Genomic DNA, 11,994 nt, shown 5'->3' with positions numbered 1-11,994 from the left:
TTCGATCAACCCCAGAAACAGGTCTGCAGGCGAGGCATTCTGCGCAGCTCGCCTGCAGACAACCGCAGCAATTTGAGAGGATTAGTAGTTCATCTGGTGATAGTAACGACGCGTGGTGAGCGGGTGGTTACGGACGTGCTCGAGATGGCAGCTCAGACGCTCGGTGATGGTGTAGGTGACCATCGGGGAGACGATCTTGCGGAACTCGGGGTCGCTGAACGGCAGCTCGACCTCGGCGGTGTCAAACTTGTTCACGCGGACGTTGACGCCCTTCTCGTCGGCGAGCATGTGAGTGAAGTTGTCCACGCGGTCCATGAGCTTACGGGTGTCGTCCTCGCCGTAGAGCATGATGAGGCTCGTGCCTTCCTCGCACAGCTCGATGGTGCCGTGGAAGAACTCGGCGGCGTGGATGGACTTGGTCTTGATCCACTGCATCTCCTCGAGGATGCACATGGCGTAGTCGTAGGCCTCACCCCAGAGCATGCCGGAGCCAATCACCATGTGGTAATCGGTGTCCTTGAAGTCCTCGGCCATGGCGGCGCAGCGCTCGTCCTGGGCGTCCTTGGCCTTGATGAGGTACGGAGCGATGTTGCCGAACTCTTCCATGAAGGTGTCGTACTTGGGGAAGGCGCCGGCGTTCTTGAGGAAGCGGGCGACCAGCGTGATCTGGTAGGTGTAGATGGCCTCGCACAGAACGTCGTCCTCGGCGAAGCTGAAGAACTTGTAATCGGCGTACTCGGTGGCCGGGGTGTTGTCGTTGGAGACATACATCAGCGTGCGGGCGCCCTGCTCCTGGCAGAACTTGGCAGCCTCAATGATCTCGGGGGTGGTGCCGGTACGGGTGGAGAAGACGCAGACAGAATCCTTGTTGAAGGTCTTGGGCGGGCAGGCGAGGAACTCTGCGGCGATCTCGCAGTGGACATCGACGTCGGCCGTGGTGGTCTCGACCCAATACTTCATCGGGAGCGTGTGGGCCCAGGTGCCACCGCAGCCGATGAAGAAGATGTTGGAATAACCCTGCTCGCAGACCTCGTCCACGGCAGCCTCAATCTGAGGACGGAGAGCGAGGGCATCGCTCACAACCTTCTCGTAACGAGGCTCATCGAAATTGAACATCCCTTACTCCTAACTCACTTGGATGAACCCTTCATTCATCCCATGACGTTATAATACTTTATATAACTAACTATGCAAGAACTATTTCAGTTTTTTTTGATTTTTCTTTAATAAAAAGCCCGCCGATCAAATGATCGACGGGCATAGGCATAGAGCATTGGTTCAATAAATGCCGAGCATCAACGTGTTTCCGGCTAGAAAACGTCCTTGGCAAACACCTTAGCGTCATTGGGAACCTGACGGATTTCGATGGCCACGCCATCGCCCAGGAGCTCTTGGATATGCTCGGCATCTTTCTCGGTCGCAAAGATCGCAGGGGTCGGATGAAGCGTGGTCTCAGGGGTCTTTCGGGTTCCGCCCAGATTGATCTCTTTGATGTCTTTGCAACCCTTAGCGAGACGATAGACATCTTCAATCGTCTCAGTGATGATAAACAGCGAATACTTGTCGGTAACGCCGCTGTTGAGCGCCTCGATAGCAGCGTCAACATCCTTGATGACGAGTTTAACGCCGCTGGGGCGGGCGAGCCTCAAGGCCGCCTTCCTCATGTCGTCTTTTGCCACAGCATCGCTGGCGAGCAGAATGCAATCTACATCCAAAGCGTGAGTCCAGGACATGGCAACTTGGCCGTGAATCAGTCGGTAATCAACTCTCGTAAGCTTAATCATCGTTATCATCTCCGCACGTGATAAAGGGAATGACAGGTGCGACCCCTAGCTAGGGCTCGAACCAGAACTAACTAGAAATCTTCTTCCTCGGCGCCGGCAAGCATGTCCGCCGCCTCGCAAAGCTGAATAAACGAACGCGATCCCTCGACCGCGGCTTTGGCCTTGTCCGCATCCAGAGAGTCCAGCTGTGTAACCATTTCCACCAGCAGCGGCAAGTTCATTCCGGCGATCAACGTAAACGATCCGGCAGTCTGCCTCTGAATGAATTCGTTGTTTACAGAGCCGCCAAAGATGTCAGTCACGACAAACCAAGAGTCGGCAGGGTCCCTCGTCTCCATCCATGCATCAATCAACGCCGCGACGTCCCTTGAATCGTCATCGACATAGGCGCACAGGCACTCGATTCGGTCGTTGGTGCCCATCAGAATCTCCAGAGAGCTTTTCATGCCTTGGGCGAGATAACCATGACTCGCTAGCAATATCTTATTCATAGTTCTCCAATACCAATAGGACGTACTATATTGTCATAACAAAGTATATTAGCAATCTACCCTACGTGGTGTGTCTATTTTCCAAATCCGCGAACGGTAACAATTGGTCGGTAAATCGACCAATCTATCTCTAATTTACAAATAGAACTTCAGTCGCTCGGTGCAGTACACCTGACGGGAGATGAAAAGCGGCTCGCCACTTGGGGCATAACGTCTATCGACAAACAGAAGCAGCGAAGAGTCCAGCTCCACGTTAAGGTATGCCGCCTCGAGCTCGCTCGCATAGCAGACCTCGAGCGTACGCGTGTTGGGACCCATCTTGATCCCCTGGCGATCGAGTACCGCCATCAGCGAATCATCGAGGGACTCATGCTCCAAAAAAGAAAGCGCAGCGGAATAGCTATTGGTTTCCAGCATCGTGGGCTTGCCATCCACAAGGCGCAGACGACGGCTTCGCAATACCTTTTGGGTATCGTCTACGCCCAGGAACTTCGCGTCTCGCAGACTTGGGAAGTCCCAGCCCATTTCGAGAACCCTGGTAGACGCCTGTTTGCCCGCAAGCTGGCACGAATGGGTAAAGCTCTCACGGTCGTCCGCGGCATACATCTGCGTGTCCGACGAAACGAACGTGCCCTTGCCGCGGGCCCTCTCAACAAGCCCAGCATCTTCCATTTCTTTAATTGCGGAGCGAACCGTTATTCGGCTCACGCCAAATTGCTCGATCAGCTCCGCCTCGGTCGGAAGCTTATCTCCCGGGCGGTACGTGCCGTTGGCGATTGAATCAGAAAGCGCACGAACAATCTGTTTGTACAGGGGGATAACGCTATTTGCCTCAACCATATCAACCATACCTTTACAAGGAATCAGCAGCTTATAGATAAATGACTTATATTGTATTAGAACTTTTTAGCACTCCACGCCATTTCCTATAATGTTTCAGCAAACGAGGGGTTATTTTGCGTAAGCGGTGTAGAGTCCATCCATTTCCGCATACAGCTTCAATCTGATGGCGGTATATGCATCCGATAAGCCGATTGATTTTTATCTTCTGTCTGTCTCTCAGTCATCCCTCGTCGTAGAAATGAATGTGAGGTGAGAGACACGTAGTTGACGCACGAGCGTGGATATTTGGACGGTTTTTGAGCTTTTGACGGCCGATTTCGTCCGAAAATCCACTGTCATTTGGCGGGCGTCCGAATTTCCACGCTCGTGCGGCAGATTGGTCGAAGGCCCCATATGGGTATACTCTCGAGGATTCGACTCGATTCGCCCCCGTTGGGGCGTCAAAGGAGACTGCATATGTCCACTACCTCAACCGACCCGCGCGCCGCTGCCGCCGCGCTGCTGGTGCCCGGCACCACCTGCCACGGCTTTGCCGTCGAGCGCTGCGAGACCGTGCCCGAGCTCGACTCGGACGCCTACGTGCTGCGCCACACCGCCTCGGGCGCTCGCCTGCTGTACCTGGCGTGCGATGACGAGAACAAGGCCTTTGCCATTGGCTTTAAGACGCCGCCGGCCGATTCCACCGGCGTGTTCCATATTCTTGAGCACTCGGTGCTGTGCGGATCGGCCAAATTCCCCGTCAAGGAGCCGTTTGTCGACCTGATCAAGAGCTCCATGCAGACGTTCCTCAACGCCATGACCTACCCCGACAAGACCATCTACCCCGTTGCCACCACCAACGAGCAGGATCTGTACAACCTGATGGACGTGTACCTGGACGCGGTGTTCAACCCGGCCATCTATACCAAACCCACCATTTTTGAGCAGGAAGGCTGGCACTACGAGCTGGACCTACCGGAGAGCGTCGAGGGCGAGGGCGGCGACAGCTCCGCGAGCCTGCGCGAGGGCACGCTGCGCTATAACGGCGTGGTGTTCAACGAGATGAAGGGCGCGCTGTCCGACCCCATGAGCGTGCTGGACGACGCCGTCAACGCCGCGCTCTATCCCGACACCGCCTATGCGCACGAGAGCGGCGGCGACCCGCGCGTGATCCCGGCGCTCACCTACGAGCAGTTCCTGGACACGCACGCACGCCACTACAACCCTTCCAACTCCTACATCACGCTCTACGGCGACCTGGACGTGGACCGCGCACTGGCCTTTTTGGACGAGCGCTATCTGTCGCAGCCGAGTGCCGCGAGCCGCCGCATGGACGCAGCCGTCGCCGCCGGCGAGGACCCGTCTGCGCTGGCGCCCAATCCGCTGGTCGTGCAGACACCCGTGACCTGCGAGTATAAGCGCGTCGAGATGGCCACCACGCCCGAAAACGCCCTGGTGGGCCTGGGCCTTGTGCTGGGCAGCGCACTCGACCGCAAGCGCACGATCGCCGCGGACATCCTGTTCGAGGCGCTGCTGGGCTCCAACGAAGCGCCGGTTAAGAAGGCCATTCTGGCCGCCGGCCTGGGCGGCAATGTGGTGAGCCATACCGCAGCCGAGAGCCTGCAGCCCTACGAGCTCATCATGCTGCAAAACGCGCAGCCCGGCGTGGCGCGCGAGCTGCGCCGCGTGTTCCAGGACGCCTGCCGCGACCTGTGCGAGCACGGCGTTCCGCGCGAGCGCCTGGAGGCCATCATCAGCAGCAACGAATACGACCTGCGCCAGCGCGACTACGGTATCGCCGACGGCGTGGCCATTGCGTGCGACGCGCTGAGCACCTGGCTCTACGATGACGACGCCGCGACGCTGGCGCTCAAGTACGGCCCGGTGTATGAGGAGCTGCGCGGCGACCTGGACGGCAGCTACTTTGAGGACCTGCTGCGCGAGCTGGTGCTGCAGAACGATCACATGGCACTGGTTGAGCTGGTGCCGGTGGACGCCGCCGAGGGTTCGGAGGGTGCCGAGGCCGCCGAGCTGGCAGCCAAGCGCGACGCCATGACCGATTCCGAGCTGGCCGACGTGGTCGAGCGCACGGCCGCGCTGCGTGCCGCGCAGGAAGCCGAGGACACGCCCGAGGCCAAGGCCACGCTGCCGCGCCTGCGCGTGTCCGACATTGGCGAGGCGCGCCCCGAGCCGCCGTTGGTCGTAGACACGACCGCGCCCATCCCCTGCCTGCGCCACGGCATCCCCACCAACCGTTTGGCCTACGCCATGCAGTATTTCGACCTGAGCTGCGTCGCGTTTGAGGACCTGCCCTATGTGACGCTGCTCTGCCGCCTGCTCAAACAGCTGCCCACGAGCGAGCACTCGGCCGAGGAACTCGACAACTTGATCGCTGGCAAGCTCGGCTTTTTGAGCTTTACGACCGAAGTCATGACCCATCCCGACGTGGACGGCGTGCGCCCCTACCTGCTGGTGAGCGCCGGCGCCCTGTCCGAGAAGATCGATGCGCTGGCGAGTCTGCCACGCGAGGTATGGTCGAGCACGCTTTTGGCAGACGCCGACGCCGACCGCGTGCGCGACGTGCTCACGCAGATTCGCATTGGGCTTGAGCAGGGCTTTATCAACAACGGCCACTCGGCGGCGCTCGGTCGCGCGATGAGCTACAGCTCGCCTTCGGCCGTGGTTCGTGAGCAGCTCTCGGGCGTGGACTTCTACCTGTTCCTGCGCGATCTGCTCGACCACTTTGACGAGCGCCTGGACGACCTGCGCACCAAGCTTGCCGAGCTGGCGGAGCGTATCTTTGTGGCCGATGGCTGCATGGCGAGCTTTACCGGCAGCGACGAGGACTTTGACACGTACTGGGATGCCGCGGGCGACCTGGGGCTGGGTGCGGGCGACGGTGCCGGCCGCGACGCGCTCGTGGTGCCGGAGCCGCGCGACCGCCACGAGGCTTTCGTGATCCCCAGCGACATCTGCTTTGCCGCGCGTGCGTGCGACCCGCGTCGCTTGGGGCTCGACGTGACAGGCGCTTGGGCCGTGGCTGCCAACGCGCTCTCCTACGACTACCTGTGGAACGAGATCCGCGTGAAGGGCGGTGCGTACGGCTGCGGATTCCGCGCGGCCGGCGAGCGCCAGACGGCGTTCTACACCTACCGCGACCCGGCGATCGATCCTTCGATTGAGCGCGTGGAGCGCGCGGGTGCATGGCTTGGCAGCTTTGAGCCCGACGAGGCCGCCTTTGAGGGCTTTATCGTGAGCTGCGTGAGCGGCATGGACGCGCCGGTAAAGCCGCACGCGCTCACCAAGCGCCGCAACACGACCTACCTGGCCGGGCTCGATCCGCATGCGCGCGAGGAGCGTCGCGCCCAGATGCTCGCCGCCACGCCCGGTGAGCTGCGCTCGCTCGGCGCCGATGTGACGCGCATCGCAGCCGAGTCGCCCACCTGCGTCTTTGGCGGCCGCGACGTCATCGCCAAGAGCAACGCCGGCTTTAACGTAGTCGACCTGATGGGCTAACCACAGCAAGCAAAACCACTACAAAGGGGACAGGCCCCTTTGTAGTGGTTCGAACACTTGTTCTATACGTACACATGTTCTATAGTATGGGTGATTGCATCGGATCTAAATTGCAACTAGAATATAGTTGCAGAATGTGAGGCGGGATGACTCGAGCCGATAAACTCATCGCCCAACTGTTTAGCTGCCCTTCGACGTATCGGTATGCCGATTTTTTAAAAGTCATGGCCTCATATGGCTTTGAAATGGACAGCAAAGGCAAGACATCCGGATCGCGCATTCGCTTCTACAGGCCCTCAGATGGCAGGATGTTCGTGATGCACGCGCCTCATCCATCTGACGAATTGACAGCGGGGACAATTCGAAACATCGTTCGATTTCTGCAGGATGTCGGAGGCAGTCATGAGTAACGTTTTGGCATACAAGGGCTATTTCGCCCCAGTCGAGTTCGATGCCGAGCAGCATGTACTAACAGGTATGGTCGCCGGCATTAGGGACGCAATTGTATTTGAAGGCTCCACGGCTGAAGAAGTGGAGCAATGCTTCCACGACGCCGTCGACGATTACCTTGAGTTTTGTGCCGAAAAGGGCAAGGAACCAGAGCGGGCTTTTAAGGGCTCGTTCAATGTGAGAACAGGCTCCGAGCTTCACAAGCAGGCAGCACTGGCGGCGGCAAAGAAGGGCGAGTCACTCAATAAGTTTGTGACCGAAGCAATCGCCGCGGCGTTATAGCGTTAACGCATGGGCCAAAACCACCACAAAGGGGACAGGCACCTTTGTGGTGGTTTCGACATTTGCCCAGATAAAACCTGCCAAAATAAACCTGCCCTTTTTGGTAGGTTTGGGAGAGGAAGCCGGGATGGACAAGGCTGAGTTGCGGCGGGCGGTGATTGCTCGGCGCGATGCTCTTGATTTGGACTTGCGGGCGGCGAAGTCTGCCGTTATCTGTGCGCGGCTGGTTGAGCTGCTGGGCCGCTTGGATGCCGCGGCGCCGCACACCGTTGCCGTCTATGCCGCGATGGGTTCCGAAGTCGACTCAGCCGCGTTTGCCGCTGCGGCCGCCAAACGTGGCTGGCGCGTAGCCTATCCGTGCATGCTCTCGGCAACAGACGCCGTGGCTTGCGGCCAGCGCATGTGCATGCGGGCAGTTGCTGCCGGCGATGCGTCCGAGGCCCCGTTTATCGCCCGCCCCACGCGGGCCTTCGCAGCCATGCACGTCGACAGCGACCACTTCCCCATCGTGCCTGCCAAGGCTCTCGACATGATCATCGTGCCCCTTGTAGCCTTCGACCACGCCGGCGCGCGCCTGGGCTACGGCGGCGGCTGCTACGACCGCTACCTGCCCATGCTCTCACCCGCATGCCAGATCATCGGCATCGCCTTTGACGAGCAGCGTGTCGACGGCGTTCCCACCGACGTCCACGACCTGCCGCTACCTCACATCATCAGCGCCTAACGGCTGGCACGCTGCACCCCACAAAAATGAGCGTGGAAAATTTCCCACTTTGGGCCTGTTCGGGGGCAAAAAACGGGAGATTATCCACGCTCATTATTCAAACGTCCGATAATCCACGCTCGTGTGTCCGAAAATCCACGCTCAACCAAATCGCGTCTAAATTCCCACGCTCATCCGTCCGGATTTCCACGCTCGTGCAGCCTAACGCCCTGCCACCGCCTCAGCATGCACGCGGCACGCCGGCAACCTTGAGCTTGCGATCGAGCTTTGTCGGGTCCCTTAGATCATCCCAGCACAAGCGCACAATCTTACAGTTATCGAGCAGCGAAAGCCTCGACTCGCGCTGGCGCTCATCAAATTGCGCCTTTGCAAGCTTGCCCTCCTCCGCCGCCTTCTCGCTTTTAACGAATCCGTCGAACTCCCCAATAATCAACCGGTCACCCACGCGCCACAAATAGTCAACGCGATACGGCCTTCCCGGCTCAACCGGATCGAACAGCTCAACTTGCAGCTCCGGAACCTGCCAGCCTCGTTCGATCATCAGCGCCCGCGCCTTGGACTCGCCGCCGCTTTCCGACAGGCCGTCGGCACACCGTGCAACCCTGCGCGCCGTCACAACACCGCGGCGATTCAAGCCGAGCTTGTTAACTGCCTCAATGAGATGTTCCTTCGACAAAAGCTGCTCATGGAGCGCCGAGTCCGCAATGATCAGCCCTTCGACAAACGATGCATCGACCAGGCAATCCGCAATCGTTTGATCGATATCGGTCACGGCAATATCCATCTCGCTGGCCCGTGTCCGATAAGCATACCGATGGCGAACGACTTGAGAGCCTGGCGTCGTCGATTGCGCCGGCATCGCGGCGATATGGATGTGCGTCAAATTGGCATGCGAAACCGAAAGACCATAGACAACGGCCGCCGTATAGGAGCAAAACGTCCAGTCGGGGTGCTTTTGCGCAAGCGCCCGCACCCGATGCAGATAACGCTGCCGAAACTTGAGCTCGGACCAGTATTCCGGACGCGCATACAGTCCCGGCATGACCACTTCGAGACTTCCCGCCGCCACCCGCCGCTCAATCTGCTTTGCCTCCGCCGTCGTGCGCGCGTACACGCAGCTCATCTGCTGCTCGCACGCTTTAATGTGGCCTGTAAGTCTTTGATTCGCCGTCGCGTTTGCCATGTCGCCTCCCAACTCTTGGAACGGCGCCAACGTACCAGACGGTTTCATGCGAAGTCTGACCAAATACTGTCCAGCAGCTGACCAAATGCTTGACGGTTTTGGATGTTTTAGGCCAATGCTCCATATCTGCAGGTAGAGCGGTTGTCCAGAGGTCCCTGTCTCCACATTTTGAGCCTCAAAAGCCACCGACTTCATTGAAAGAAAATATGCCGTGGATCAAAACTACCTAGTTTGCGATGTAGTCCGCATGTACTCAACGCGTGATGATGCCGACGGTACGGCAGCTGCAAAAAATGAGCGTGGAAAATCTCCCGCTTTGAGACCCCTTGTGAGCCAAAAACGGGAGATTATCCACGCTCACGTTGCAAACGTCCGATTATCCACGCTCGTGTGTCCGGATTTCCACGCTCATCACGCAGCAGACACGGCAGCGGTCACGGCAACAGATACGGCAACCGCCACAGCCATAGCAGCTGCCACCGCCACAGCGGCAGCCACGGCCGCGGCCTAGTGCTCCTCGCCGGCGCGGGCCAGGTCGTAGGGCGTGGTCTGGTAGACGTAGTAGTTGAGCCAGTTGGTGTAGAACAGCTGAGCCTGGCTGCGCCAGACGTTACGCGGCTCGGCGGTGGGGTCGTCGCCCGGGAAGTAATGCGCCGGCACCTCTGGGTCAAGCCCACGCTTCACGTCGCGCTCGTACTCCAGGCGCAGCGTGTCGGTATCGTACTCGGGGTGGCCAAATACAAAGAAGCGACGGCTGTCGGTCGACTTGACGATGTACAGGCCTACCTCGTCAGACACGGCCACGACCTCGAGCTGCGGCTCGGCTTCCACGTCCTCGCGGCGCACATCGGTGTTGCGCGAATGCACGGCATAGAAACGGTCATCGAAACCGCGGACCAGCGGGCTTTGCGGCTTCACCAGATAATGCTCGAACACGCCGCTCGCCTTTGCCGGCAGGTCGTGCTTCTGGATACCGTAATGATGGTAGAGCCCCGCCTGTGCGCCCCAGCAAATATGCAGCGTAGAGTGCACGTGCGTGGTGGACCAGTCCATGATCTGGCAGAGCTCGGGCCAGTAGTCGACCTCTTCGAACGGCATCTGTTCCACGGGCGCGCCCGTGATGATCAGGCCGTCGTAGTGGATGTCGCGAATGTCGTCGAACGTGCGGTAGAACGTCTCCAGGTGGCCGGCGCTCACGTGCGTGGCCTCGTGCGTTTTGGTGCGCAGCAGGTCCACCTCCACCTGGAGCGGTGTGTTGGAGAGCTTGCGCATGATCTGCGTCTCGGTGGCGATCTTGGTGGGCATGAGGTTGAGGATGAGCACGCGCAGCGGACGGATGTCCTGGTGCAGCGCGCGGTACTCGGTCATGACAAAGATGTTCTCGCTCTCGAGCTGCGCGGCGGCAGGGAGGGCGTCGGGAATGCGAATGGGCATGGAAGCTCCTTACGAGTCAGTTGCAGCTATGGTACAACGACCGGCCCCATCCGCGCGAGCACATCGTCCAGCGATGCCGTCAGCGGCCCAAATCACTCCAAAAGTAGAGATTAAAGCATGTCCCAAAAATCTACGGCACTTTAGCTTAGCAAAGTGGCAGCAGGACGCTACAATGGTTCGACGCGAAAAACTCGGCCGAAAGGATACATATATGTACCAGACGCGTAAGATCGGTGTGGTCGGCCAGGGCCACGTAGGAGCACATGTCGCCAACAGCCTGCTTATGCAAGGCATTGCCGATGAGCTGTACCTATGCGATATCAACGAGGCCAAGGTGACGTCCGAGGTCCAGGACCTGCGCGACTCCCTTTCGTTTGTCCCGTATAACACCAAAATCGTCAACTGCTACGACCACTACGAGGAGCTGGCTTGCTGCGACGTCATCGTCAACGCCGCCGGCAAGGTCGCGCTGGCCGCCGGCAACCGCGACGGCGAGCTGTTCTTTACCACCGACGCCGCCCGCACCTTTGCCAAGCGCATCGTCGGCGCCGGCTTTGACGGCATCTTTGTGAGCATCTCCAACCCCTGCGACGTCGTATGCACCGAGCTGTGGCACCTGACCGGCTACGATCCCAAGAAGATCATCGGCTCGGGCTGCGGTCTGGATTCCGCCCGCCTGCGCACCGAGATCTCCAAGAAGGTCGGCGTGAGCCCCAAGTCCATCGACGCCTACATGATCGGCGAGCACGGCTTTAGCCAGCTGGCTGCCTTTAAGGCCGCGACCATCGCCGGCAAGAGCCTCAACGAGCTTCAGGCCGAGAACCCCGACAAGTACGCCTTTGACCACATGGAGGTCGAGGAGCTCGCGCGCAAGGGCGGCTATGTGACCTACCAGGGCAAGCAGTGCACCGAGTACGCCGTCGCCAACTCCGCCGCGCGCGTCTGCGCTGCCGTTCTGCACAACGAGCACGCCGTGCTTTCCGCCTCCACGCTCATGACCGGCCAGTATGGCGAGGAGGGCATCTTCACGTCCCTGCCGTGTGTGATCGGCGCCGAGGGCGTCGAGGAGGTCTACACGCTCGACCTGTCCGAGTACGAGCTCGAGGGCTTCCACAAGAGCTGCCAGCACATCCGCGACAACATCGCCCAGCTCGACTGGTGGGATGCCGAGGCCTACGACGCAAAGTAGGCCGCCGCTTGACGCGACACCTCGCTCATACGGACGCCATGTAAAGCGGGCCGCGCCGGAAACCCATCGGCGCGGCCCGCTTTTTTGACTCGCGCTGCGCCCTTGCGAATCGAAGGTGA

At 59.5% G+C, this 11,994-nt stretch carries 11 protein-coding genes; 5 read left to right on the top strand and 6 right to left on the bottom strand.

The window, feature by feature from the left end; genetic code table 11:
* Positions 1-81 precede the first annotated feature (81 nt).
* The 4 genes from DXD77_RS06075 to DXD77_RS06060 form a co-directional block, all read right to left on the bottom strand.
* Positions 82-1,116 (bottom strand): SIS domain-containing protein, encoded by a 1,035-nt coding sequence (locus DXD77_RS06075; RefSeq protein WP_117640663.1) that lies wholly within the window; start codon positions 1,114-1,116, stop codon positions 82-84.
* Between the two features lie 194 nt (positions 1,117-1,310).
* Positions 1,311-1,784, bottom strand: a complete 474-nt coding sequence (locus DXD77_RS06070; RefSeq protein ID WP_117648201.1) for a PTS sugar transporter subunit IIB — start codon at positions 1,782-1,784, stop codon at positions 1,311-1,313.
* Between the two features lie 71 nt (positions 1,785-1,855).
* Positions 1,856-2,275, bottom strand: a complete 420-nt coding sequence (locus DXD77_RS06065) for a PTS sugar transporter subunit IIA (RefSeq protein WP_117563728.1) — start codon at positions 2,273-2,275, stop codon at positions 1,856-1,858.
* Positions 2,276-2,410: 135 nt separating this feature from the next.
* Positions 2,411-3,115, bottom strand: coding sequence for a GntR family transcriptional regulator (locus tag DXD77_RS06060; RefSeq protein WP_117563729.1), 705 nt, complete (start codon positions 3,113-3,115; stop codon positions 2,411-2,413).
* A gap of 459 nt (positions 3,116-3,574) precedes the next feature.
* Between DXD77_RS06060 and DXD77_RS06055 the strand changes: the two genes are divergently transcribed.
* The 4 genes from DXD77_RS06055 to DXD77_RS06040 all read left to right on the top strand — a co-directional run bounded on the left by DXD77_RS06055 (position 3,575) and on the right by DXD77_RS06040 (position 8,069).
* Positions 3,575-6,613, top strand: coding sequence for an insulinase family protein (locus tag DXD77_RS06055; RefSeq protein WP_117648198.1), 3,039 nt, complete (start codon positions 3,575-3,577; stop codon positions 6,611-6,613).
* A 146-nt stretch (positions 6,614-6,759) separates the two neighbouring features.
* Positions 6,760-7,023 (top strand): type II toxin-antitoxin system HicA family toxin, encoded by a 264-nt coding sequence (locus DXD77_RS10660; protein WP_117629026.1) that lies wholly within the window; start codon positions 6,760-6,762, stop codon positions 7,021-7,023.
* A complete protein-coding gene (locus tag DXD77_RS06045; protein ID WP_233506750.1) occupies positions 7,001-7,345 on the top strand; it encodes a type II toxin-antitoxin system HicB family antitoxin in 345 nt (114 codons plus the stop codon). The genes DXD77_RS10660 and DXD77_RS06045 overlap by 23 nt, the downstream gene beginning before the upstream one ends.
* A 127-nt stretch (positions 7,346-7,472) precedes the next feature.
* A complete protein-coding gene (locus tag DXD77_RS06040) occupies positions 7,473-8,069 on the top strand; it encodes a 5-formyltetrahydrofolate cyclo-ligase (RefSeq protein WP_117648196.1) in 597 nt (198 codons plus the stop codon).
* Positions 8,070-8,289: 220 nt separating this feature from the next.
* On the opposite strand, the gene DXD77_RS06035 is transcribed toward DXD77_RS06040, so the two are convergent.
* Both DXD77_RS06035 and metA read right to left on the bottom strand, forming a co-directional pair.
* The gene (locus DXD77_RS06035; protein WP_117648193.1) at positions 8,290-9,252 is read right to left on the bottom strand and encodes a hypothetical protein; all 963 of its coding nucleotides are present in this window, start codon (positions 9,250-9,252) and stop codon (positions 8,290-8,292) included.
* 507 nt (positions 9,253-9,759) lie between these two features.
* Positions 9,760-10,686 (bottom strand): homoserine O-succinyltransferase, encoded by a 927-nt coding sequence (gene metA / locus DXD77_RS06025; protein ID WP_117648187.1) that lies wholly within the window; start codon positions 10,684-10,686, stop codon positions 9,760-9,762.
* A 211-nt stretch (positions 10,687-10,897) separates the two neighbouring features.
* Here metA and DXD77_RS06020 point away from each other — a divergent pair, with 211 nt between their 5' ends.
* Positions 10,898-11,875 (top strand): L-lactate dehydrogenase, encoded by a 978-nt coding sequence (locus DXD77_RS06020; protein WP_117648186.1) that lies wholly within the window; start codon positions 10,898-10,900, stop codon positions 11,873-11,875.
* Positions 11,876-11,994: the final 119 nt, after the last annotated feature.

The sequence above is a fragment of the Collinsella sp. TM09-10AT genome (assembly GCF_003436275.1).
Taxonomy (GTDB): Bacteria; Actinomycetota; Coriobacteriia; order Coriobacteriales; family Coriobacteriaceae; genus Collinsella.
This window is presented reverse-complemented; position numbering and strand designations above follow the sequence as displayed.